The following is a 23171-nucleotide window of genomic DNA, read 5'->3' on the forward strand; positions in this document are numbered from 1 at the left end:
CTGTCCCACAGACTCCGAACCCATGCCGGCAGCACACTGAGGCTCCTGTCACGCACCTCTAGCAGGGCGTGCCCACCAAGGAGCCTGCATGAAAAAAACCCTACGTTCCGTTCTCTCCGCCACGGCCATTTGCGCAGCCGGCGGCTTCATCGTCTTCGGCGCGCAGACGGCCGGTGCACAGGCGCCCGGCACCGAAACCCGCATGCAGAAGGAGCGAGCCACCTGCGACGGCGTACAGCAAGATCGCGCTGCATGCCTGCGCGAAGCCGGCGCGGCCCGCCAGGAAGCCTCGCGCGGCGGCCTCACCAGCCCCAGCCCTGCCCGGGAACAGGTCAATTCACTTGCTCGCTGCAGCGAACTGCCCGCCGCCGAGCAGCCCGACTGCGAGGCCCGCATCAAGGGCGGCCCGCGCACCACCACCGAAGGCAGCGTGATGGGCGGCGGTGTGATCCGCGAGACCGTGACGCCGCTTCCGCCGCAACCCGCCCCGGCGCGTTGATACGTGGATACAAGCGGCCGGGTCGATCGTGTGAACCCGGGCCGCTTCGCACAGTCCAACTTCTCCCTGGTCAACCAGCTCACCTCAAGGAGTCATCCATGAAAAGCAACAAGCGTTCGATGCTCTTCACCATGCTCGCCGTCGGGGCACTGACAGTCTCAGTGGCCGCCTCGGCTGCGCCGCCCAAGCGCGGAGAGTCTTACAGCACCTACCAGCAGGAACTCGCCGTCTGCGGCCACAACCAGCAGGACCGCGCAGCATGCATCCGCGAAGCCGGCGCCGCACGCCAGGCCGCTGCACAGGGCGGTCTGACCAGCGCACCCGACTACCGCGCCAATGCGCTCGCGCGCTGCGCCCTTCAGCAGCCCGCCGACCGCCCTGCCTGCGAGGCACGCGTGCTCGGCAGCATGGGCAACACCACGGCCAGCGTCGATGGCAGCGTGATGGGCGGCGGCGTGATCCGCGAGTCGGTCACCACCACCGTGATGCCCGCGCCAGCGCCCATGATGGAACCGCGGCCGATGCCCATGCCCCGACCGATGCCGGCTCCAATGCGCTGACCTGACAGCTTTTCCATGCGAGGGGCATCGCCATTTCCCCGGGGATGGCGATGCCCCTACTGTCATATTTCTGTCACAAAAGCCTGAGATGTGCTAGCTATAGTTCCCGGTCCCTGCCCACCAAGGAACTCTTTTTCATGAATGCCATCAAGGTCGCTCGCCGATTCATCGAAACGGACCCGGCCAACGAATCGGCCAAGATCCTGGCCCAGCTCGTGCTGGCCCTGGAGTCCGAACGAAGCTTCGAACTCATCACCCTCTACGAGCTCGACTACAAGAGCTTTCAGCTTGCGATGGACATCCTGAAGGAGTGGCGCCTCGACCGCTACTACGCCAGCAAGTCCAAGCTGTTCGACCTGTCGCTGCAGGTCAGCGAACTCGAAGAGAACGCGAAAGGCGCCAAAGGCGCGAACACCAGCGAAGCCGAGGCCTGAGCGGCCTTCGCCCTCTCTTTCGGTTTCTCTTCATGCAGCGCGGCCGTGCCGTCGCGCTGCTCCTCCCCTCTCTTCCTCGCTACTTCCCCCAGCGCAGCACCAACGGATCGAGCCGCTTCGCGGTCTCGATCAGGCCAGCGCGCGTGTCGGGGTGCATGGCCGGCAGCGGATGCCGCGGCGCCTCGCAGGCGATCACACCGCCCTCCTTCATCAGCGACTTGCACGCCAGCAGACCGGCCTGGCGGTTCTCGTAGTTGATGAGCGGCAGCCACTGCTGGTAGAGCGCGAAGGCCTTGTCGCGGTCGCCGGCGCGGTGCGCCTCGATGATCGGTCGGATGCCGTCCGGATAGCCTCCCCCCGTCATCGATCCCGTGGCACCGGCATCGAGGTCGGGCATCAGCGTGATGGCTTCCTCGCCGTCCCACGGCCCTTCGATGGCATCGCCGCCGAGGCGGATCAGCTCCCGCAGCTTCGACGCGGCACCGGGCGTCTCGATCTTGAAGTACGCCACCTGCTCGATCTCCTTCGCCATGCGCGCAAGGAACGGAGCCGACAGCACCGTGCCGCTGGCCGGCGCGTCCTGGATCATGATCGGGATGCCCACCGCGTCCGACAGCCGCGCATAGAACTCGTAGATCTGCGGTTCGGGCACGCGGAAGGTCGCGCCGTGATAGGGCGGCATCACCATCAGCATCGCGGCGCCCATGTCCTGCGCGCGGCGGCTGCGTTCGGCGCAGACTTTGGTGCTGTAGTGCGTGGTGGTCACGATCACCGGCACGCGGCCCTTCACGTGTTCGAGGATGGTGCGGGTGAGCACCTCGCGCTCCTCGTCCGACAGCACGAACTGCTCCGAGAAGTTCGCCAGGATGCACAGCCCGTCGGAGCCCGCGTCGATCATGAAGTCGACGCAGCGCTTCTGGCTTTCGAGATCGAGCGCGCCCTGTTCGGTGAAGGTGGTGGGCACCACCGGGAAGATGCCGCGGTATCTGGGGGTCATGGTGTCGGGGGATGGATCAGTGTGAATGACGGGGAACGGCCGCGCCGCGGCAGCCGACCAGGAAGTCGAAGTCGCAGCCTTCGTCTGCCTGCAGCACGTGGTTGACGTAGAGCTTCTGGTAGCCGCCGCCGCGCGTGCTCATCGGCTGCTTGTCGGACGCGGTGAGCGAAGCCAGGCGCGAAGCGAGCTCCTCGTCGCTGATGTCGAGGTGCAGGCGGCCGGCATCGCAGTCGAGCTCGATCCAGTCGCCGTCGCGCACCGCCGCCAGCGGCCCGCCGTCGGCCGCCTCGGGCGCGACGTGCAGCACCACGGTGCCGTAGGCCGTGCCGCTCATGCGCGCGTCGGAGATGCGCACCATGTCCTTGATGCCCTGGCGCAGCAGCTTCGGCGGCAGCCCCATGTTGCCGACCTCGGCCATGCCGGGGTAGCCCTTGGGGCCGCAGTTCTTGAGCACCAGCACGCAGCTCGCGTCGACGTCGAGGTCTTCGTCGACGATGCGCTCCTTGTAGTGCTCCAGGTTCTCGAACACCACCGCTCGGCCGCGGTGCTTCAGCAGCTCCGGCGAGGCCGCCGAGGGCTTGAGCACCGCGCCGCGGGGCGACAGGTTGCCGCGCAGGATGCGGATGCCGCCGTCGGCGATCAGCGGCCTGTCGAGCGGACGGATCACCTCGTCGTCGAGGCTGGGCGCATCGCGCACGTTGTCCCAGAGCGACTGGCCGTTCACCGTGAGCGCGCCGGGGTGCGGCAGCAGGCCGGCCTCGCCCAGGCGGCGCAGCACCGCGGGCAGGCCGCCCGCGTAATAGAACTCCTCCATCAGGAAGCGGCCCGAGGGCATCAGGTCGACGATGGTCGGCGTGTGGCTGCCGATGCGCGTCCAGTCCTCCAGTTCCAGATCGACGCCGATGCGCCCGGCGATCGCCTTCAGGTGGATCACCGCGTTGGTCGATCCGCCGATGGCCGCATTCACGCGGATCGCGTTCTCGAAGGCCTCGCGCGTGAGTATCTTCGACAGCGTGAGCCCCTCCTTCGCCATCTCCACCGCGCGCATGCCCGACATCTGCGCGAGCACGTAGCGGCGCGCATCGACCGCGGGAATCGCCGCGTTGTGCGGCAGCGAGGCGCCCAGCGCCTCGGCCATGCAGGCCATGGTCGAGGCCGTGCCCATGGTGTTGCAGGTGCCCGCCGAGCGCGACATGCCGCCTTCGGCCGAGAGGAACTGGTGCAGGTTGATCTCGCCCGCCTTCAGCGATTCGTGCAGCTGCCACACGGCCGTGCCGGAGCCGATGTTCTTGCCCTCGAGCTTGCCGTTGAGCATCGGCCCGCCGGTGACCACGATGGCCGGGATGTCGCAGCTTGCGGCGCCCATCAGGAGCGCGGGTGTGGTCTTGTCGCAGCCGGTGAGCAGCACCACCGCATCGACCGGGTTGCCGCGGATGGCCTCTTCCACATCCATGCTCGCGAGGTTGCGCGTGAGCATCGCGGTGGGCCGCAGGTTCGATTCGCCGTTGGAGAACACAGGGAACTCCACCGGGAAGCCGCCGGCTTCCGAGATGCCGCGCTTCACGTGCTCGGCGATCTTGCGGAAGTGTGCGTTGCAGGGCGTGAGCTCCGACCAGGTGTTGCAGATGCCGATGATCGGGCGGCCATCGAATTCATGGTCCGGGATGCCCTGGTTCTTCATCCAGCTTCGGTACATGAAGCCGTTCTTGTCGGCCGAGCCGAACCATTCGGTCGAGCGCAGTTTCTTCGGAGGGGTGTCCGGCATGCGAGTTGTCCTGAGGGGAGAGAGAGGGGAGAAAAAAGGAGGTCAGCGCCGCGGTGCGCGCGATGTGAAGAAGCGCTGCAGCAGGCAGAACACGAACAGCAGCGCGCCGACGACGATGCGCGTCCACCACGAGCTCAGCGTGCCGTCGAAGGAGATGAGCGTCTGGATGATGCCCAGCATCAGCACGCCGAAGAGCGTGCCCGCCACGTAGCCCACGCCGCCGGTCAGCAGCGTGCCGCCGATCACCACCGCCGCGATCGCGTCGAGCTCCAGCCCGACCGCATGCAGGCCGTAGCCCGAGAGCATGTAGAAGGTGAAGATCACGCCCGCCAGCGCCGAGCAGAAGCCCGAGAGCGTGTACACGCCGATCAGGGTGCGGCGCACCGGCAGCCCCATCAGCACGGCCGACTGCTCGCTGCCGCCGATGGCATACACCGCACGCCCGAACGGGGTGCAGTGCGCAAGAAAGATCGCCGCCAGCAGCACCGCGATGGCGATCACCGCGCTGATCGACACCGAGGCCTCGCCCCACACCGGAATGCGGATCTGCGAGACCTCGGAGTAGAACTCGTTGGTGATGCTGATCGAGTCGATGCTGATGAGGTAGCAAAGCCCCCGCGCCAGGAACATGCCCGCCAGCGTGACGATGAAGGGCTGCAGCCTGAAGCGTTCGATGAGCACCCCCATGAAGGCGCCGAATGCCGTGCCCATGACGAGCACCAGCGGAATCACGATGGCCGGGCTCCAGCCGTGCTTCTCCACCAGGGAGGCCGACACCATGGTGGTGAGCGCGATCACCGAGCCCACCGAGAGGTCGATGCCGCCCGAGAGGATCACGAAGGTCATGCCCACCGCCACGACGATGAGGAAGGCGTTGTCGATCAGCAGGTTGAGGAACACCTGCGCCGAGAAGAAGCCGTCGTAGAACACCGAGCCCAGCGTCGCCACCAGCACGAACAGCGAGATGGTCGCCGCCAGCGGCAGGTATTTCGGATTGAGCCCCCTGCTCCCTCTGCCGCGCCTTCCGTCTGCGGAAGCGGGCTGGGCCGGGCGTGCAGTCTCGATCACCGCGCTCATGCCTTCGCTCCTTCATGCGCCGGCCGCTGCACCAGCGTGCGCACCTGCGACCTGAACTCCGGCGACTGCAGCAGCATTACCACGAACACCACGCCCGCCTTCACCACCAGGTTGATCTCCGGCGGCACGCCCAGCGAGTAGATCGCGTAGGTCAGCGTCTGGATGATGAGCGCGCCGATCACGCTGCCCACGAGGCTGAAGCGTCCGCCGGTGAGCGCGGTGCCGCCCAGCGTCACCGCCAGGATCGCGTCGAGCTCGATGAGCTGGCCCGCGTTGTTGCCGTCCGCGCTCTTGACGTTGGAGCTGATGAGCAAGCCCGCCACGCCCGCGCAGGCGCCGCAGAACGCATAGGCGCCGACGATCAGCCGCCGTGCCTGCACGCCCGCCACGCGCGCCGCCGTCGGGTTGATGCCCACCGCCTGGATGAAGAGCCCCAGCGCCGTGCGCGTGATGGCCAGGTACAGCAGCACGAACACGGCCGCCACGATGAACAGCGAGAACGGCAGCCCCAGCAGGTAGCCGCTGCCGAGGAAGAAGAAGGGCTTGTAGTAGATGGTGATGATCTGCCCGTCGGCGATCAGCTGCGCGATGCCGCGCCCCGCCACCATCAGGATCAGCGTCGCGATGATGGGCTGCATGCCCACCTTCGCCACCAGCAGGCCGTTCCACAGCCCGCACACCAGCGCGATGCCGATGGCCGCGAGGATCGCGAGCGGCATCGGAAAGCGGCTCGTGTCGCTGGAAACCGAGCCGCCGATCATCCAGGCCGCGAGCGCCGCCGCGATGGCCACCACGGCGCCCACCGAGATGTCGATGCCGCGGGTGGCGATCACCAGGGTCATGCCGAGCGACACCAGCACCAGCGGCGCGGCGCGGTTGAGGATGTCGACGAGGCTGCCGTAGAGATGGCCTTCGCGCCATTCGAGGTGCAGGAAGCTGGCGTTGAAGGCGGTGTTCACCGCCAGCAGGAGCAGCAGCGTGACGAGTGGCCACGCGAGGCGATGGCGCATCGCAGCCGCCAGGCGATTGTCTTCGGCGTTGGTCATGAGAGTTGCTCCACCGAGGCGGTCTTGCCCCCTCTCCCGCTTGCGGGAGAGGGTTGGGGTGAGGGTGTGGCCTGAACCGGAGTACCTTGCTTTTCGAAAGCCGATGCCCTCACCCTAGCCCTCTCCCGCAAGCGGGAGAGGGGACAACACGAAAACAGGGTCGCCATCACGTCGCCGCAATCATTTCGTACACCTCATCCTCGGTCGAGCCGCCCGGCAGCTCGCCCACCTTCTTCCTGTCGCGCAGCACCACGATGCGATGCGCCACGCGCACCACCTCGCTCATCTCCGAGGAAATGAAGATCACCGCCATGCCGGCCTTCGCCAGCCGCAGGATCTCTTCCATGATCTCCTGCTTGGCCGCCACGTCGATGCCCCGCGTGGGCTCGTCGAGGATCAGCAGGCGCGGCTCGGTCGCGAGCCAGCGCGCGATCACGGCCTTCTGCTGGTTGCCGCCAGAGAGCAGCCCGATCGGCGTCTCGACGCTCGCGGTCTTGATGCCGAGCGACGCGACGAACTTCTCCGCCATCGCCGTCTGCTCCGCATGCGAGAGAAAGCGCCTCGTGCCCAGCCGTGCCTGCAGCGCCAGCGCGATGTTCTCGCGCACCGACAGCTCGGCGACGATGCCGTCCGTCTTGCGCTCCTCGGGGCACAGTGCCAGCCCTTCGCGGATCGCATCGGCCGGGTTCGAGAAGCTGAGGCTGCGGCCGTCGACCTTGAGCACGCCGCGGTCCGGCGTCTCCAGCCCGAACAGCAGCCGTGCGAGCTCGGTGCGGCCGGCGCCGAGCAGTCCCGCGATGCCGACGACCTCGCCCGCGCGCACGCGCAGGTCGGTCGCCTGCAGCTGGCCCGCCTGCCCCAGGCCCTCGATCTGGAGCAGCGCGGGGGCGGCCTCGTCGAACGAAGGCAGCGCGGCCGGCCTCGCCGACTGCGCAGCGAGCTCGCGCCCGAGCATCGCGGCGATCAGCGCCTGCGGCCCGAGATCGGCCGCCTTCCACTCGCCGATCCATGCGCCGTTGCGCAGCACGGTGATGCGGTCCGACACCGCGTACATCTGGTTGAGGAAGTGCGTCACGAAGACGATGGCCAACCCCTCGGCGCGCAGCCGCCGCAGCACGTCGAAGAGCTTCTCGACCTCGTCGTCGTCGAGGCTGGAAGTAGGCTCGTCGAGGATCAGCACCTTCGACGACACGCCCAGCGCCCGCGCGATGGCCACCATCTGCTGCACCGCCACCGAGTAGCTCGACAGCAGCCGGGTCACGTCGATGTCGAGCCCGATGCGCGCCAGCAGCTCCTCGGCGCGCCGGTTCACCGCGGCCCAGTCGATGCGGAAGCCCTGCGCCGCGCCCTTGCGCGGATAGCGCCCGGCGAACACGTTCTCCGCCACCGAAAGGTTCGGGCACAGGTTCACTTCCTGGTAGACGGTGCTGATGCCCAGCTTCTGCGCCTCCAGCGGCGAATGCGCGCGGATCGGCTTGCCTTCGAGCAGCATCTCGCCGCCGCTGGACGGCAGCACGCCCGTGAGCACCTTGATCAGCGTCGACTTGCCCGCGCCGTTCTGCCCCATGAGCGCGTGGATCTCGCCCGGATAAAGATCGAGCCGGACGTCGCGCAGCACCGGGATGCCGCCGAACTGCTTGTGGATGCCCCTGAGCTGGAGAACGGGGCTGGCGCTTGCGTCTGCCATGTGCCGTGCTTCACTTGTTCTTGTTGTAGACGTCGATGAACACCGCGGCCAGCAGCACCAGTCCCTTGATGACCTGCTGGTAGTCGATGCCGATGCCCAGGATCGACATGCCGTTGTTCATCACGCCCATGATGAAGGCGCCGATCACCGCCCCCATCACCTTGCCCACCCCGCCCGAAGCGGAGGCGCCGCCGATGAAGCAGGCCGCGATCACGTCGAGCTCGAAGCCCAGGCCGGCCTTGGGCGTGGCGGTGTTGAGCCGCGCCGCGAACACGAGGCCCGCCAGCGCCGCGAGAGCACCCATGTTCACGAAGGTGAGGAACGCGAGCCGCTGCGTCTTCACGCCAGACAGGCGCGCCGCCTTCTCGTTGCCGCCCAGCGCGTAGATGCGCCGGCCGACGGTGGTGCGGTTGGTGACGAAGTCGTACACCACGATAAGCACCGCCATCACGATCAGCACGTTGGGCAGGCCCTTGTAGGTCGACAGCAGGTAGCTGAAGAACAGGATGATGGCCGCGAAGAACAGGTTCTTCACCAGGAAGAAGGCGTAGGGCTCCTGCTCCATGCCGTGCGCCGCCAGCTTGGCGCGCCCGCGCATCTTGAAGAACACCAGCGCCACGGCGGCCAGCGCGCCCACGATCAGCGAGGTGGTGCGGAAGGTGTCGCCGCCCAGCGGGTCGGGAATGAAGCCCGAGCTCAGCCGCTGGAATTCCACCGGGAACGGCCCCACCGACTGCCCCGCCAGCAGCGCCAGCGTCAGCCCCTTGAACACCAGCATGCCCGCGAGCGTGACGATGAACGACGGGATCTTGCGGAAGGCCACGAACCAGCCCTGCGCCGCGCCGATGACCGCGCCCGCGAGGATGCTCACCAGCGCCGTCGGCACGAAATGCCAGTCGTACTCCACCATCAGCACCGCGGCCAGCGCGCCGATGAAGCCGCACACCGAGCCCACCGACAGGTCGATGTGCCCCGCCACGATCACCAGCAGCATGCCCAGCGCCATGATGACCACGTAGCTGTTCTGCAGCAGCAGGTTGGTGAGGTTGAGCGGCCGCAGCAGCGTGCCGTCGGTCAGCACCTGGAACAGCACCATGATCGCGACCAGCGAGATCAGCATGCCGTACTCGCGCAGGTTGTTCTTCAGGAACCCCGCGTGCAGCCGCACCGCAGCCCCTTCCTGCGCCGGCACTGCCGGCTTCGCCACGTTGACTTCAGGATGCGACATGGACGGAACTCCCTGAACTCACGATGGCATGCATGATGCGCTCCTGCGAGGCTTCTGCAGCCGGAAACTCGGCGACGAAGCGCCCCTCGTTCATCACGTAGATGCGGTCGCACATGCCGAGCAACTCCGGCAGTTCGGAAGAAATCATGAGAATGCCCTTGCCCTCGCTGGCAAGCCTGTCGATGATGGTGTAGATCTCGTACTTGGCGCCCACGTCGATGCCGCGCGTGGGCTCGTCGAGGATCAGCAGTTCGGGCTTCGTGAAGAGCCACTTGCTCAGCACCACCTTCTGCTGGTTGCCGCCCGAGAGGTTGACCACCAGCTGCTCGATGCCCGAGCAGCGGATGTTGAGCGCCTTGCGGTACTCGTTGGCCACCTTGAACTCGCGCCCGTGGTCGATCACCGATCTGTCGGCGATCGCATCGAGGTTCGCGAGGCTGATGTTCTTGCGGATGTCTTCCTCCAGCACCAGCCCGAGGCCCTTGCGGTCTTCGGTGACGTAGGCGATGCCATGGTCGATGGCCTTGCGCACCGTGCTCACGTCCACCGGCTTGCCGTGCATGAACACAGAGCCGCTGATGCGCTGGCCGTAGGAGCGGCCGAAGATGCTCATCGCCAGCTCGGTTCGGCCCGCGCCCATGAGGCCCGCGATGCCGACGATCTCGCCCTGGCGCACGTTCAGGCTCACGCCCTTGATCTGCTCGCGGTCGGCGTGCAGCGCGTGGTGCACGCGCCAGTCGCGCACCTCGAACACGGTGCTGCCGATCTTCGGGTCGCGCTGCGGATAGCGGTGCGCCATGTCGCGTCCCACCATGCCGCGGATGATGCGGTCCTCGCTGATCGGCTGGCCACTGCAGTCCATGGTCTCCACGGTCGCGCCGTCGCGCAGCACGGTGATGGCGTCGGCCACCTTGGCAATCTCGTTGAGCTTGTGCGAGATGAGGATCGACGCGATGCCCTGGCGCTTGAGCTCCAGCAGCAGCATCAGCAGCGCGTCGCTGTCGTTCTCGTTGAGGCTGGCGGTGGGCTCGTCGAGGATCAGCAGCTTCACCTCCTTGGCCAGCGCCTTCGCGATCTCGACGAGCTGCTGCTTGCCCACGCCCAGGTCGGTCACCAGCGTGGTGGGCAGCTCCTTCAGGCCCACCTTGGCGAGCAGATCGCGCGTCTTCGCATAGGCGGCGAACCAGTCGATCACGCCGGCGCCGTTGGCAAGCTCGTTGCCGAGGAAGATGTTCTCGGCGATGGACAGCAGCGGCACCAGCGCCAGCTCCTGGTGGATGATGATGATGCCGAGCTTCTCGCTGTCGGCGATGCCCCTGAAGCGGCGCTCCTCGCCCTCGAAGAAGATCTCGCCGGTGTAGGAGTCGCACGGGTAGACGCCGCTCAATACCTTCATGAGCGTCGACTTGCCCGCGCCGTTCTCCCCGACCACCGCGTGGATCTCCCCCGCGCGCACGCTGAGGTTGACGTTGCTCAGCGCCTTCACGCCGGGAAACGTCTTCGTGATGCCGCGCATCTCCAGGATGGCGGCATCGGCAGTGCGACCGTGCACGCTCACTTGATCTGGCTTTCCTTGTAGTAGCCGCTGTCGACCAGCACCTGCTTCCAGTTCGACGCATCCACGCTCACGGGCTTGAGCAGGTACGAGGGCACGACCTTGATGCCGTTGTTGTAGGTCTTGGTGTCGTTCACCTCGGGCGTCTTGCCCGAGAGCATCGCGTCCACCATCGCCACCGTCACCTTGGCCAGTTCGCGCGTGTCCTTGAATACGGTGGAAGTCTGCTCCTTGCGCAGGATCGACTTGATCGAAGGAATCTCGGCGTCCTGCCCCGTGACCACCGGCATCGGCTGCGAGGCCGAGCCGTAGCCCACGCCCTTGAGCGACGACAGGATGCCGATCGAAAGCCCGTCGTACGGAGACAGCACCGCATCGACTCGGTCCTTTGTGTAGAAGGCCGACAGCAGGTTGTCCATGCGCGCCTGCGCCACGGCGCCGTCCCAGCGCAGCGTGCCGACCTTGTCCATGCCCATCTGCTTGCTGCGCACCACCAGCTTGCCGCTCTTGATGTAGGGGTCGAGCACCGACATCGCACCGTTGTAGAAGAAGAAGGCGTTGTTGTCGTCGGGCGAGCCGCCGAAGAGCTCGATGTTGAACGGACCCTTGCCGCCCTTCAGGTCGAGCGACTTCTCGATCGACTGCGCCTGCAGCACACCCACCTGGAAGTTGTCGAAGGTGGCGTAGTAGTCGACGTTCTTCGAGCCCTTGATGAGCCGGTCGTAGGCGATGACCTTCACGCCCTTGTCGGCCGCCTTCTGCAGCACGTCCGACAGCGTGGTCCCGTCGATGGCGGCGATGACCAGCACCTTCGAGCCCTTGGTCACCATGTTCTCGATCTGCGCGAGCTGGTTGGGGATGTCGTCTTCGGCGTACTGCAGGTCGGTCTTGTAGCCCTTGTCCTTGAAGTACTTGACCATGTTGGCGCCGTCCGCGATCCATCGCGCCGACGACTTGGTGGGCATGGAAATGGCGATCAGGCCCTTGTCCTGCGCGCTGGCCAGCGGCGAGAAGCCGACGATGGCCAGTGCGACGCCTGCGAGCGATGCCTTGAGGAAGTTGCGTTTCATGTTCGATCCGTTTTTTTCGATGGGTGCTGTATCTTTTCCAGGAACACCGCGGAACCGGCTTCGCCGGGCCGCAGGTGTTGCCCCCGGCGAGGGGGTTGGCGAAGCGGACACGAAGTGCCGCGCAGCCTGGGGGAGTACTCAATACTTCCGGTTGGGAAACTCTTTGGCTGCGACTTCCATGGGGAAGATGCTCTCGACCGTCACGATGCGCTTGGGCAGCGTCTTGCCGTCCTTGATGTCCTTCACCGCCTGCATCAGCTGCGGGCCGAGCAGCGGGCTGCACTCCACCGACACGTTGAGCTTGCCGGCGATCATGGCCTCGAAGGCGCCCTTCACGCCGTCGATGGAGATGATCACGATGTCCTTCGCGGGCTTCAGGCCGGCTTCCTCGATGGCCTGGATGGCGCCGATGGCCATGTCGTCGTTGTGCGCGTAGAGCACGTTGATCTTCTTGCCCTCGGCCTTCAGGAAGGCCTCCATCACCTCCTTGCCCTTGGCGCGCGTGAAGTCGCCGGTCTGCGAGCGGATGATCTTGAACTTCGGGTCGGCCTTGATGATTTCCTCGAAGCCCTTCTTGCGGTCGATGGCCGGTGCCGAGCCCACGGTGCCCTGCAGCTCGACGATGTTCACGTCGCCCTTCTGGTCCTTCATCTTCTCCACCAGCCAGCGGCCGGCCTTGCGGCCTTCCTCGGTGAAGTCGGAGCCCATGAAGGTCACGTAGAGCGAGTCGTCCTTGGTGTTGACGGAGCGGTCGGTCAGCACCACCGGGATCTTCGCGGCCTTGGCCTCGCGCAGCACGGTCTCCCAGCCCGACTCGACCACCGGCGAGAAGGCGATCACGTCCACCTTCTGGGCGATGTACGAGCGGATGGCCTTGATCTGGTTCTCCTGCTTCTGCTGCGCGTCGGAGAACTTGAGCTCGATGCCGGCGTCCTTGGCGGACGACTTGATCGACTCGGTGTTGGCGGTGCGCCATTCGCTCTCGGCGCCCACCTGCGCGAAGCCGAGCACCAGCTTCTTCTGCGCGAGCACGGAAGCGGGCAGCAGTCCGCCGAGCGCGGCGGCAGCCAGGGCGGTGTTGAGGGTGCGGCGATTCATGGTCATGGGAATGTCTCCTTCTTGATGTTTCCGAGGATTTGCCTGTCGGCGTTGGCTGTTGACGTACTGAAACCCCATCCGGCTCAGGCCAGCATGTAGCCGGTCTTGACCGTCGTGTAGAACTCCGCGGCGTGGCGCCCTTGTTCGCGCGGCCCGTAGCCCGACCCCTTGCGGCCGCCGAAGGGCACGTGGAAGTCCACCCCCGCGGTCGGCAGATTGACCATCGTCATGCCGACCACGGCATGGCGCCTGAAATGCATCGCGTGCTTCAGCGAATTGGTGCAGATGCCGGCGCACAGGCCGAATGGCGTGTCGTTGCACAGCGAGAGCGCCTCGTCGTAGTCGTCGGCGCGCAGCACGCAGGCCAGCGGGCCGAAGATCTCCTCGCGCGCGATGCGGTGCGAGGGCTTCGCGAGGAAGAGCGCGGGGCTCATGTAGTGACCGGTGGTGGCGCGCTCCAGCGCCTCGCCGCCCCACACGTGCTCGGCGCCCTCTTCGCGTGCGGTGTCGACCCAGGCGAGGTCCTGCGCGAGGCGCTCTTCGTCGACCACGGGGCCGATGTCGACGCCGCGCTCCAGCGCGTGGCCGATCTTGAGCGTCTTCAGCCGCTGGCGCAGCTTCGCCACGAAGGCGTCGTGCACCGCCGACTCGACGATGAGCCGGCTCGAGGCCGTGCAGCGCTGGCCGGCGGAGAAATACGCGCCCTGCACCGCGCAATCGACGGCGCGGTCGAGGTCGGCATCGGCCAGCACCACCAGCGCGTTCTTGCCGCCGGTCTCCAGCTGCACCTTGGCCCGGCGAGCGGCCGCAGCCTGCAGGATGCGCTCGCCGTTGGCCATGGAGCCCGTGAAGCTCAAAGCATCGACCAGCGGGCTGTCGACCAGCGCCTGCCCCGCTTCGCGGCCGCTGCCCATCACCAGGTTGAATGCGCCGGCCGGCAACGCGGCGCGGCTGATGATCTCGGCCAGCGCCCAGCCGCAGCCCGACACCAGTTCGGCCGGCTTGAACACCACGCTGTTGCCGTGGGCCAGCGCGGGCGCGATCTTCCATGCGGGCACCACGAAGGGCGAGTTCCACGGGGTGATGAGGCCCACCACGCCCACCGGCTCGCGCGTGACGTCGACCTGCACCCCCGCGCGAACCGAGGCCACGTTCTCGCCGCCACCGCCGCGCAGTGCTTCTCCGGCGAAGAACTTGAAGATCTGGCCGGCGCGGGCCACCTCGGCCACCGCCTCCGTCAGCGTCTTGCCCTCCTCGCGCGCCAGCAGCATGCCCAGGTCGTCCTTGCGCGCGAGCAGCTCGGTGCCGATGCGGTCGAGCACGTCGGCGCGCCGCTGCGGCGTGCTGTGGCTCCAGTGGGGAAAGGCCTCGGTGGCGGCGCGGATGGCCGCCTCCGCCTGGCGGCGATCAGCACGTGCGTACTCGGCCACCACCTCGCTGGTGTCCGAGGGATTGGCGCTCACACCGGTGGTCGCGCTGGTTTCCCAGCGGCCGTTGATGTACTGCCGCACGTTCTGATGAAGCTCGCCGTGGATCACCGCAGGCCTGGACCTTGTCTCTTTTGTTATTGGAGTGTCCGAAGTCTAGGAACAGATTTGATATCGATCCAATCGTTTTTTGAGCAAAATAGATATCGATCGCCGGATTCTGGAAAACCCGATCAGTCCTTTGTTTGAACAAGAGCTTCGGAGACATGACCAACTACAACCACTGGTTCATCCGCGCCCGCCTCAAGACCCGCCAGCTGCTGCTGCTCGTGGCGCTGTCGGAAGAGGGCAACATTCATCGCGCGGCGCAGGTGCTCAACATGACGCAGCCCGCGGCCTCCAAACTGCTGAAAGACCTGGAGGACGTGCTGGAGGTGCCGCTGTTCGAACGCCTGCCGCGCGGCATGCGCCCGACCTGGTACGGCGAGACCATGATCCGCCACGCCCGCGTGGCCCTCGCGAGCCTGAACCAGGCGCACGACGAGCTCACCGCGCTCAAGGCCGGCCGCTTCGGCCAGGTGAGCGTGGGCGCCATCACCGCGCCCGGCCTCACGCTGATGCCGCCGGCCGTGGCGATGGTGAAGCGCGAGCACCCCGACCTGCGCGTCTCGCTGGAGATCGAGACCAGCCCGGTGCTGATCGAGCGGCTGGAGCAGGGCAAGCTCGACATCCTGGTGGCGCGCCTTTTCGCCGAGCACGACAAGTCGCAGCTGCGCTACGAGGCACTCAGCGAGGAGCCCGTGTGCGCGCTGGTGCGCCCCGGCCATCCGCTGCTGGGCGTGAGCGGCCTCACGCTGCGCGACGTGGTGGGCGCCGGCTGGATCGTGCCGCCCGCAGGCAGCGTGCTGCGCCACCGCTTCGAGCTCATGTTCCAGGAGGAAGGCCTCGCTCCGCCCACCAACACCATCGAGAGCCCGGCACTGCTCTTCATCACGCGCATGCTGCAGCAGAGCGACATGGTGGCGGTGCTCGCGACCGACGTGGCGCGCTACTACGCCTCGCACGGCATCGTGTCGCTGCTGCCGCTGGACATGCCCTGCCACATGGACGCCTTCGGCATCATCACGCGCACCGACCGGCTTCTGTCGCCGGCGGCGAAGGTGATGATGAAGGCGCTGAAGACGGCGAGCGTCAGCGTCTACGGACGCAAGCTGGAGATGGAGATCGACTGATCTCCGGATGCGGGATCGAGCAGCCCTTGCGCTCTTCGCGTACGCCTGTCCGATCTCTTCCGATACCTCAGGTCCAACCGGCGTCGACGGTGAACTCCTGGGCCGTGCACATCTTCGAGTCGTCGGACGCGAGGAACAGCACCATGCGTGCGATGTCTTCCGGCATCAGCTTGTCGGGCAGGCACTGGTTGCGCTTGAGGGCCTGCTCGCCTTCGTCGTCGAGCCACAGCTTGACCTGCCGCTCGGTCATCACCCAGCCGGGCGAGACGGTGTTGATGCGGATGCGGTCGCGGCCCAGGTCCACCGCGAGGCCGCGGGTGAGGCCGTTCACCGACGACTTCGCGATCGCGTAGCAGGGGTAGCCCGAGCCCTTGGTCTGCCAGCCGGTGGAGCCCAGGTTGATCACCGACCCGAAACCCAGCCTGCGCATGCCCGGCACCACCGACTGGATGGCGAAGAGCGCGGGCCGCTCGTTGATGGCCATGCGGTTGTCGTAGTACTCGGGAGTGACCGATTCGAGCGTGTGGCGGTCATCGCTCGCCACGTTGTTGACCAGCACCGCGAAGTCGCCGAACTCGGCCGCCGCATCGGCGATGGCCTTCTGCAGCGCGGCGATGTCGCGCACGTCGCAGGCGCGCCACCACGGCGCGGCATGGCCGGACTCCTCGAGCTGCCGCGCGAGTGCCACGCTGGCACTTTCGGCGATGTCGACGAAGGCCACGCGCGCGCCCTGTTCCGCAAAAGCGGTGACGATCGCCGCGCCGATGCCGCTGCCTCCGCCGGTGACGAACACGGTGCGGCCCTTCAAGCTCGGATGAATGGAAAGCTGGGGGAAATTCAAGAAAAGTCTCCGGAATGGGCATCGAGAGATATTGCAATACAGATATCAATCGATGCCGTGATTTTAGATTTCGGTTATCAATATGCCTTGATACGATCCGCCGCGTCAAGAAGACAGACACGAACAGGAAAGAAGACCAATGAGCAAAGAGACAAGCAGCCCCGTTCCCTCTCCTTCCGTCATCGGCCAGGCCGAATGCATCTGGCCCGCCGGCGCCAACCTTGGCGAAGGCACCATGTGGTCGCAGCGCGAGCAGGCGCTGTACTGGATCGACATCCTCACGCCGCGCCTCTTCCGCTACGACCCGGCCACCGGCGCGCAGCGCACCTGGCACTTCGACGAGGAGATCACCGCCATCGCCGAGCGCGCATCGGCGCCCGGCCTCTTCGTCACGCTGCGCCGCGGCTTCGCGCTCGTCGACACCACCGCGCCCGGCGACGAGGCGCAGCCGCGCTACCTGCACCAGCCAGAGCCCGAACGCACCGGCAACCGCTTCAACGACGGCAAGTGCGACGCGCGTGGCCGCTTCTGGGCCGGCAGCATGGACTTCGACTGCAAGGCCCCCACCGGCGCGCTCTACAGCTACGACGCCGACGGCCGCTGCGCGAAGCACGACGACGGCTTCGAGGTGACCAACGGCCCGACCTGGTCGGCCGACGGCCGCACCATGTACTTCAACAACACGGTGCTCAACAACCTGTACGCCTACGACTTCGACATGGAAGCAGGCACCGTGTCGAACCGCCGCGTGTGGCACCGCTTCCCCAGGCCCGACGGACTGCCCGACGGCATGACCACCGATGCCGCAGGCCGCCTGTGGATCGCACACTGGGGCGGCTCCTGCGTCACCTGCCACGACCCGGTGAGCGCGGCCGAGCTGTGCCGCATCGCCATACCCGCGAGCCACGTCACCGACTGCGCCTTCGGCGACGCCGACCTGCGCACGCTCTACATCACGACCGCACGCAACGGCCTCACGCCCGAGCAGGAAGCGGCCGAACCGCTGGCGGGTGGGCTCTTCAGGGTGCGCATCGACAGCCCGGGCGTGCCGGCTGCGCTGTTCGCGGGCTGAGCAGCTTCCGGAAAGGCCGGGCCACGGCGAGGGGACAATCGAGGCATCCACCGGAAACCGCAACAACGACCATGCCCCGCCTCGACGACCCCCTCCACGATGCCGAAATCGGCTCCCGCGACAGCACGCTCGACACCACGCGCATCGACGACGTGCGCATCGGCGCGGTGCGGCCGCTCATCACGCCCGCGCTGCTGCAGGAGCGCGTGCCGGTTCGCGACAACACGCTGGCGCTGGTCGAGCGCAGCCGCGCGGAGATCGCCGACGTGCTGCACGGGCGCGACGACCGGCTGGTGGTGGTGGTCGGCCCCTGCTCCATCCATGACCACGACCAGGCCATCGAATACGCACAGCGCCTGAAGAAGGTCGCCGATTCGCTGCAGGACGACCTGCTCATCGTGATGCGCGCCTACTTCGAGAAGCCGCGCACCACCGTAGGCTGGAAGGGCTACATCAACGACCCGCACCTGGACGGCAGCTTCGCGATCAACGAAGGACTGGAGCGCGCGCGCCGCCTGCTGCTGGAGCTGACCACGCTGGGCCTGCCGACCGGCACCGAGTTCCTCGACCTGCTGAGCCCGCAGTTCATCGCCGACCTGATCGCCTGGGGCGCCATCGGCGCGCGCACCACCGAGAGCCAGAGCCACCGGCAGCTGGCCTCGGGCCTGAGCTGCCCGGTGGGCTTCAAGAACGGCACCGACGGCAGCGTGAAGGTCGCGGCCGACGCCATCCTCGCGGCCCGCGCACCGCACGCCTTCATGGGCATGACCAAGATGGGCATGTCGGCGATCTTCGAAACCCGCGGCAACGACGACTGCCACGTGATCCTGCGCGGCGGCAAGGCGCCCAACTACTCGGCCGCCGACGTCGCCGCCAGCTGCGAGGCGCTGCTGGCCAACGGCCTGCGCCCGCAGGTGATGATCGACGTCTCGCACGGCAACAGCAGCAAGCAGCACCAGCGTCAGATCGTGGTGGCCGAGGACGTGGCGGCGCAGATCACCGCCGGCGAGCGCCGCATCACCGGTGTGATGATCGAGAGCCACCTGGAAGAAGGACGGCAGGACCTGAAGCCCGGCGTGCCGCTGAAGCACGGCGTGTCGATCACCGACGCCTGCATCGGCTTCGCGCAGACGGTGCCTGTGCTCGAAGGACTGGCATCGGCCGTCAAGGCGCGGCGGCGCCTGTCGCCGACGGCCTGAGGAGAACGGGAGCTCGAGTGGTTGTGGCGGTGTTCAAGGCTCGAGGGCCTTGAACACGCCGGGTGAATGGCGACAGCGGCTGGCATCGAGGCGGTCCCTGAGCGGTGTTGTTCCCCCCTCCCTTTTTTTGCCTCTACCAGCGCCGAACCGCTGTCGAGACGCAGTGTGCCCCCGGCCGGTGAAGTCGAAGTGAAGTGCATGGGGAAGTTTCGTGAAACGATACTCTGCGTCCCGCTTCACGGCACCTGCGCATCGACTGCGGGGGCGACATCCAGACATCGAACATGCCAGCGACTCCATCTTCTGCCCTCGGCAATCTCTTCTCCAGGATCTTCACGAAGGGCACGCCGCCTCAGCGGGCGGTGAAGGGGCGGGCAGGCATCCACCCCTGGCTGCAGGTCGGCGAGCAGGTACATGCCGACGTGCTTGCAGACGGCAGGGCCATCGCCCGGCTGGAGCACACGGCCGCGCTGCCCGGCCTGAAGAAGCATCCCGCCGTCGCGTTCGACCTGCCCGCCGGACTCCAGCAACTCGAACTGCGCGGCTCGCACGTCGACACGCAAGGGAAATCCGCTTCGTTCAAGAGGCGCTGGTCCGTGCTCGACATGGCCCGACTCTCGCATCCTCTCTACGACCAAGGCAAACCCCTGGTCGACCGGATCCGCGCCTTTGCCGATCTCTCCCCATTGGTGGAACTCGGCGCGACCACCCTGCCAGTCGGCACCACGGCCGAAGCCGCCCTGCTCGAAGCCGAAGCCCGCCTGGGCACCTCGCTGCCCTCGCCGCTGCGCGAGGTGCTGTCAGAGATCCACATCGAGATCGGGAATTCGTACTTCCTGCAGCCCCACGACCTGCAGACGGCTGCGGGCCTGTTGCTCGGACTCGGGGGCTACAGCAGCGGCGATGGCGGAGCGCTCAGCCTCGACGAGCTGCTGCCGCCGCCCGTGCTCGCCCGCTACCGCCGCAGCGTGGCGGTGTTCGTCGAAATCGGCGACGGCCTCGGCGCGCTGGCCTGGGACCCTGAGGGCGTGATCGCCGATGAGCCGCCCAACACCACGGGCGACCATGGCAACCCCGGCGCGCAGCCCGCGACGCCCAACGAGGGCGTCTGGTACTGGCTGCATCAGGAGCGCATCGCCGAGCCCGAACTGCTGCTGGACGACGACTACAGGCCGCAGACCGCGCAAGCCGCCCTGACCAGCGTGTTCAAGCGCTTCGCCCTTTCGCAGGCCGCCTCCCCCGAAAGCGAAAAGCAGTTGCTGATCGACACGGCTCACCCGCGCAATCTCCTGCAGCTGAGCTTCGACGAGCCTCGAAAGCCGCGGCTGTGGATGCGCAGCTACGACTACCACTACAGCCTCTATTGACCCGGAGGGCACACACCGCCCCCTTACACTGCCGCCCATGAGTACGCAGGGCTCAACCTCCTCCGTGGCGGACGGCACGATCGCGGGCACCGACGCCCCGCCCGGCATCGCCGACTCCCATGCGCAGCTGGTCCGTGAACGCCTGCTGCGGCGCATGTTCGTGATGGGCCCGCCCACGGTGCTGACGGCGCTTGCGGCCGCCATCGCGATGGCGGCCGTGTTCTTCTGGATGACGCGAGGCATCGGCGCGCTGACCTGGGGCATCGCGACCTGCGCGCTGCTCGGCCTGCGGCTGTTGTTCATGCGCTGGAACGCGCGCCTCTATCCCGAACCCGAATTCACCCTGCGCCAACCCGACGGCGCATGGCGCTTCATGCTGCCGCTGGGCACCTACATGGCCATGTGGACGCTGGCGCCCTGGGCCCTGATGCCGCCCGGCACCGAATCGCCCTCGCGCATCCTGATCCTGCTGCTGGGCATGTTCGCCGTGCTGATGGGCTCGGTGCCGGTGATCGCCACCTGGCGCGCGATGGTGCCGGTGGTCACCGTTCCGCTCACGCTGGGCGTGGTGACGCGCTTCGCGTGGATGGGCGGCACCGACGGCTGGTTCGCCTGCGTGGTCGGCCTGCTCTTCGGCGGCTCGATGGCACGCTATGCGCTGTCGCAGCACCAGCTCATCCGGCGCAGCCTCTCGGACCAGATCGACAAGGAGCTGCTGAGCGAACAGCTGATGCGCCAGTCCTTCGAGCTGCAGCGCCTGAATCGCGAGCGCAGCCGCTTCTTCGCCTCGGCCAGCCATGACCTGCGCCAGCCGGTGCATGCGCTGGCGCTGTTCTCGCGCTCGCTGGAACGCGACCTCGCCGAGCACCCGCTGGCCCCCGTGGCAGGCCGCGTGGTGCAGGCGACCGATGCGGTCAGCGGCCTGCTCAATGCGATGCTCGACATCTCCAAGATCGACGCGGGCACCGTGGTGCCCCGGCCGACGGAGATCGCGGTGGACCCGCTGTTCCTGCGGCTCGCGCAGCTCTTCGAGCCCCGCGCCCAGCAGGCGGGCCTCTCGCTGCGCTTCCACACCGCACCCGAATGGCTGCAGACCGACCCCGACCTGCTGCTGCGCGTGCTGACCAACTTCGTGGACAACGCGCTCAAGTACACCCGAAGCGGCGGCATCCTCGTGAGCGCCCGGCCGCGCGGCGACCGCCTGCGGCTGGCCGTGTGGGACACGGGCCTGGGCATCGCGCCCGAGCACCTGCCGCACGTGTTCGACGAGTTCTACCAGGTCGACAACCCGCAGCGCGACGTCGCGCGCGGGCTGGGCATCGGGCTGGCGATCGTCAAGCGGCTGGTCGACCTGCTCAGCGGCGAGATCGGCGTGCGCTCGCAGCAGGACCGCGGCAGCGTGTTCTGGGTCGACCTGCCGCGCAGGCCGCCGGCGGCCCCGGCGCCGCTGGCCCTCGCCCCGGCGGCCACCCCGGACACTGCCAGTGCCGACACGGCGGAAACCCCGCTCGTGCCCCCACGCGTGCTGCTGCTGGACGACGAGCAGCCCGTGGGCGAAGCCGTGCGCATGTGGCTCGCGCCCTATTGCGAGCGCATCGAGATCACCAGTCGGCTGGCCGATGCCTGCGCGCAGGTGCGGGCCACGCCCGAGGGCTTCGACGCCTTCATCGTCGACTTCCGGCTGGCCGATCCTCAGGACGGCATCCAGGCCACCGCCGAGTTGCGCCAGCTCGCGGGCCGCCGCGTGCCCACCATCCTCGTCACGGGCGACACCGACCCCGAGCGCGTGCGCGCGGCCTATGCCAGCGGCCTGGTGGTGATGTTCAAGCCGGTGCAGCCCGAGGTGCTGCTGCGCACGCTGCACCAGATCATCCGCAGCGAGGCGAGAGAGCGGGCCTGACCGGCCGCCGCGTCAGCCCAGCAATCCGAACCGGTGCTCGGTCGCGCTGTGGAAGCGTTCGCCCGGCCGCAGCACCGTCGACGGAAACTCCGGCCGGTTCGGCGAATCGGGGAAGTGCTGCGTCTCCAGGCACAGCCCGTCGCCCTGCCTGATGCTAGCGCCCGCGCTGCCGAAGAGGCTGCCGTCGAGGAAGTTGCCCGAGTAGAACTGCACGCCCGGCTCGCTGGTGTGCACTTCCATCACGCGGCCCGAGGCATCGTGTTCCAGCCGGGCCGCGAGCGCGAGGCCCTGTGCGGCACCGGCGGCACCGGTGCGATCGAGCACCCAGTTGTGGTCGTAGCCATGGGCGCGCATCAGCTGCTCGTGGCCCTCGCGGATGCGCTCGCCGATGTGCGTCGCGGTGCGGAAGTCGAAGGGAGTGCCGGCCACGTCGGCGGTACCCAGCGGGATCAGCGTCTCGCCCACGGGGCAGTAGCGGCTCGCGGGAAGCATCAGGCGGTGGTCCATCACCGAGCCGCTGCCCGCTAGGTTGAAGTAGTCGTGGTGGCTCAGGTTCAGCACGGTGGGGCTGTCGGCGATGGCGCTGTAGTCGATGCGCCAGGTGTTCGCGCTGGTGCTCAGCGTGTAGCGCACCGTGAGCCGCACTTCGCCCGGATAGCCCTCCTCGCCGTCGGCGCTGGTGTAGCGCAGTTCGAGGGCGATGCCGTCGGCGCCTGCCTGCTGCGCCGGAAGCGGCTCGATCTCCCAGTAGCGCTTGCCGAAGCCGGCAGCGCCGCCGTGCAGCGAGTTGGGGCCGTCGTTCAGGCCCAGCTGATGCACCCTGCCGTCGAGCGTGAAGCGCCCGCCCGCGATGCGGTTCGCGTAGCGCCCGACGATGGTTCCCAGGTGCGGATGCGGCCCCAGGTAGTCGGCCAGCGAGGGCAGGCCCAGCACCACGCTGCCGCTGCGCCCGTGCCGGTCGGGCACGTGCAGCGCGGTGACGATGCCGCCGACGTTGATGGCGCTCAGGCTCAGCCCGAGGCCGTTGTCGAGGGTGTACTCGGTGACCACGCGGCCGTCGGGCATGCGGCCGTACTCGCGCGATGCGATGCTGCTTTTCTGTTCTCGATTGCTCATG

20 protein-coding genes are annotated in these 23171 nt (G+C 67.5%); 8 read left to right on the plus strand and 12 right to left on the minus strand.

Features of this window, described 5'->3' with window-relative positions; genetic code table 11:
• Positions 1-88 precede the first annotated feature (88 nt).
• From FHY06_RS09230 to FHY06_RS09240, 3 genes are all read left to right on the plus strand, one after another.
• Positions 89-499, plus strand: coding sequence for a hypothetical protein (locus tag FHY06_RS09230; protein ID WP_019654531.1), 411 nt, complete (start codon positions 89-91; stop codon positions 497-499).
• A 98-nt stretch (positions 500-597) separates the two neighbouring features.
• The gene (locus FHY06_RS09235; RefSeq protein ID WP_184604581.1) at positions 598-1059 is read left to right on the plus strand and encodes a hypothetical protein; all 462 of its coding nucleotides are present in this window, start codon (positions 598-600) and stop codon (positions 1057-1059) included.
• 137 nt (positions 1060-1196) lie between these two features.
• The gene (locus FHY06_RS09240; protein ID WP_184604583.1) at positions 1197-1493 is read left to right on the plus strand and encodes a hypothetical protein; all 297 of its coding nucleotides are present in this window, start codon (positions 1197-1199) and stop codon (positions 1491-1493) included.
• Between the two features lie 79 nt (positions 1494-1572).
• On the opposite strand, the gene FHY06_RS09245 is transcribed toward FHY06_RS09240, so the two are convergent.
• The 10 genes from FHY06_RS09245 to FHY06_RS09290 all read right to left on the minus strand — a co-directional run bounded on the left by FHY06_RS09245 (position 1573) and on the right by FHY06_RS09290 (position 14554).
• Positions 1573-2490, minus strand: a complete 918-nt coding sequence (locus tag FHY06_RS09245; protein WP_126182606.1) for a dihydrodipicolinate synthase family protein — start codon at positions 2488-2490, stop codon at positions 1573-1575.
• A gap of 16 nt (positions 2491-2506) precedes the next feature.
• Positions 2507-4255 (minus strand): IlvD/Edd family dehydratase, encoded by a 1749-nt coding sequence (locus FHY06_RS09250; protein WP_126182605.1) that lies wholly within the window; start codon positions 4253-4255, stop codon positions 2507-2509.
• A 42-nt stretch (positions 4256-4297) separates the two neighbouring features.
• Positions 4298-5332, minus strand: a complete 1035-nt coding sequence (gene yjfF, locus FHY06_RS09255; protein WP_019654536.1) for a galactofuranose ABC transporter, permease protein YjfF — start codon at positions 5330-5332, stop codon at positions 4298-4300.
• Positions 5329-6378, minus strand: coding sequence for an ABC transporter permease (locus tag FHY06_RS09260; protein ID WP_184604585.1), 1050 nt, complete (start codon positions 6376-6378; stop codon positions 5329-5331). The genes yjfF and FHY06_RS09260 overlap by 4 nt, the downstream gene beginning before the upstream one ends.
• A gap of 166 nt (positions 6379-6544) precedes the next feature.
• Positions 6545-8065, minus strand: a complete 1521-nt coding sequence (locus FHY06_RS09265) for a sugar ABC transporter ATP-binding protein (RefSeq protein ID WP_184604587.1) — start codon at positions 8063-8065, stop codon at positions 6545-6547.
• 10 nt (positions 8066-8075) lie between these two features.
• Positions 8076-9293 (minus strand): multiple monosaccharide ABC transporter permease, encoded by a 1218-nt coding sequence (gene mmsB, locus FHY06_RS09270; RefSeq protein ID WP_184604589.1) that lies wholly within the window; start codon positions 9291-9293, stop codon positions 8076-8078.
• Positions 9280-10809 carry a multiple monosaccharide ABC transporter ATP-binding protein gene (mmsA, locus tag FHY06_RS09275; protein ID WP_184605017.1) on the minus strand — a complete coding sequence of 510 codons (1530 nt, stop codon included), beginning with the start codon at positions 10807-10809 and terminating at the stop codon, positions 9280-9282. The genes mmsB and mmsA overlap by 14 nt, the downstream gene beginning before the upstream one ends.
• 38 nt (positions 10810-10847) lie before the next feature.
• Complete coding sequence (gene chvE, locus FHY06_RS09280) at positions 10848-11918, minus strand: multiple monosaccharide ABC transporter substrate-binding protein (protein WP_019654541.1); 1071 nt, start codon at positions 11916-11918, stop codon at positions 10848-10850.
• Positions 11919-12056: 138 nt separating this feature from the next.
• A complete protein-coding gene (locus tag FHY06_RS09285; RefSeq protein ID WP_019654542.1) occupies positions 12057-13022 on the minus strand; it encodes an ABC transporter substrate-binding protein in 966 nt (321 codons plus the stop codon).
• A gap of 77 nt (positions 13023-13099) precedes the next feature.
• Entirely contained in the window at positions 13100-14554 is a 1455-nt protein-coding gene (locus FHY06_RS09290) for an aldehyde dehydrogenase family protein (protein ID WP_184604591.1), read from the minus strand.
• Between the two features lie 155 nt (positions 14555-14709).
• On the opposite strand from FHY06_RS09290, the gene FHY06_RS09295 reads away from it, so the two are divergent.
• Entirely contained in the window at positions 14710-15675 is a 966-nt protein-coding gene (locus tag FHY06_RS09295) for a LysR family transcriptional regulator (RefSeq protein ID WP_026346361.1), read from the plus strand.
• Between the two features lie 67 nt (positions 15676-15742).
• On the opposite strand, the gene FHY06_RS09300 is transcribed toward FHY06_RS09295, so the two are convergent.
• Complete coding sequence (locus tag FHY06_RS09300; protein ID WP_184604594.1) at positions 15743-16516, minus strand: SDR family NAD(P)-dependent oxidoreductase; 774 nt, start codon at positions 16514-16516, stop codon at positions 15743-15745.
• A 139-nt stretch (positions 16517-16655) separates the two neighbouring features.
• Here FHY06_RS09300 and FHY06_RS09305 point away from each other — a divergent pair, with 139 nt between their 5' ends.
• The 4 genes from FHY06_RS09305 to FHY06_RS09320 all read left to right on the plus strand — a co-directional run bounded on the left by FHY06_RS09305 (position 16656) and on the right by FHY06_RS09320 (position 22054).
• Entirely contained in the window at positions 16656-17588 is a 933-nt protein-coding gene (locus FHY06_RS09305) for an SMP-30/gluconolactonase/LRE family protein (RefSeq protein ID WP_184604596.1), read from the plus strand.
• Between the two features lie 71 nt (positions 17589-17659).
• The gene (locus FHY06_RS09310; RefSeq protein WP_019654547.1) at positions 17660-18787 is read left to right on the plus strand and encodes a 3-deoxy-7-phosphoheptulonate synthase; all 1128 of its coding nucleotides are present in this window, start codon (positions 17660-17662) and stop codon (positions 18785-18787) included.
• Positions 18788-19071: 284 nt separating this feature from the next.
• Positions 19072-20154 (plus strand): hypothetical protein, encoded by a 1083-nt coding sequence (locus FHY06_RS09315; protein ID WP_260310179.1) that lies wholly within the window; start codon positions 19072-19074, stop codon positions 20152-20154.
• Positions 20155-20191: 37 nt separating this feature from the next.
• Entirely contained in the window at positions 20192-22054 is a 1863-nt protein-coding gene (locus FHY06_RS09320) for an ATP-binding response regulator (protein WP_184604599.1), read from the plus strand.
• Between the two features lie 12 nt (positions 22055-22066).
• Here FHY06_RS09320 and FHY06_RS09325 read toward each other — a convergent pair whose 3' ends face one another.
• Entirely contained in the window at positions 22067-23170 is a 1104-nt protein-coding gene (locus tag FHY06_RS09325; RefSeq protein ID WP_184604601.1) for an aldose epimerase family protein, read from the minus strand.
• Position 23171: the final 1 nt, after the last annotated feature.

This window comes from Variovorax atrisoli (assembly GCF_014195185.1).
GTDB lineage: Bacteria > Pseudomonadota > Gammaproteobacteria > Burkholderiales > Burkholderiaceae_C > Variovorax > Variovorax atrisoli.

Coding starts and splice junctions, on each gene's coding strand:
- FHY06_RS09230 (WP_019654531.1), top strand. CDS start 89: ATGAAAAAAACCCTACGTTCCGTTCTCTCCGCCACGGCCATTTGCGCA.
- FHY06_RS09235 (WP_184604581.1), top strand. CDS start 598: ATGAAAAGCAACAAGCGTTCGATGCTCTTCACCATGCTCGCCGTCGGG.
- FHY06_RS09240 (WP_184604583.1), top strand. CDS start 1,197: ATGAATGCCATCAAGGTCGCTCGCCGATTCATCGAAACGGACCCGGCC.
- FHY06_RS09245 (WP_126182606.1), bottom strand. CDS start 2,490: ATGACCCCCAGATACCGCGGCATCTTCCCGGTGGTGCCCACCACCTTC.
- FHY06_RS09250 (WP_126182605.1), bottom strand. CDS start 4,255: ATGCCGGACACCCCTCCGAAGAAACTGCGCTCGACCGAATGGTTCGGC.
- yjfF (WP_019654536.1), bottom strand. CDS start 5,332: ATGAGCGCGGTGATCGAGACTGCACGCCCGGCCCAGCCCGCTTCCGCA.
- FHY06_RS09260 (WP_184604585.1), bottom strand. CDS start 6,378: ATGACCAACGCCGAAGACAATCGCCTGGCGGCTGCGATGCGCCATCGC.
- FHY06_RS09265 (WP_184604587.1), bottom strand. CDS start 8,065: ATGGCAGACGCAAGCGCCAGCCCCGTTCTCCAGCTCAGGGGCATCCAC.
- mmsB (WP_184604589.1), bottom strand. CDS start 9,293: ATGTCGCATCCTGAAGTCAACGTGGCGAAGCCGGCAGTGCCGGCGCAG.
- mmsA (WP_184605017.1), bottom strand. CDS start 10,809: ATGCGCGGCATCACGAAGACGTTTCCCGGCGTGAAGGCGCTGAGCAAC.
- chvE (WP_019654541.1), bottom strand. CDS start 11,918: ATGAAACGCAACTTCCTCAAGGCATCGCTCGCAGGCGTCGCACTGGCC.
- FHY06_RS09285 (WP_019654542.1), bottom strand. CDS start 13,022: ATGACCATGAATCGCCGCACCCTCAACACCGCCCTGGCTGCCGCCGCG.
- FHY06_RS09295 (WP_026346361.1), top strand. CDS start 14,710: ATGACCAACTACAACCACTGGTTCATCCGCGCCCGCCTCAAGACCCGC.
- FHY06_RS09305 (WP_184604596.1), top strand. CDS start 16,656: ATGAGCAAAGAGACAAGCAGCCCCGTTCCCTCTCCTTCCGTCATCGGC.
- FHY06_RS09310 (WP_019654547.1), top strand. CDS start 17,660: ATGCCCCGCCTCGACGACCCCCTCCACGATGCCGAAATCGGCTCCCGC.
- FHY06_RS09315 (WP_260310179.1), top strand. CDS start 19,072: ATGCCAGCGACTCCATCTTCTGCCCTCGGCAATCTCTTCTCCAGGATC.
- FHY06_RS09320 (WP_184604599.1), top strand. CDS start 20,192: ATGAGTACGCAGGGCTCAACCTCCTCCGTGGCGGACGGCACGATCGCG.
- FHY06_RS09325 (WP_184604601.1), bottom strand. CDS start 23,170: ATGAGCAATCGAGAACAGAAAAGCAGCATCGCATCGCGCGAGTACGGC.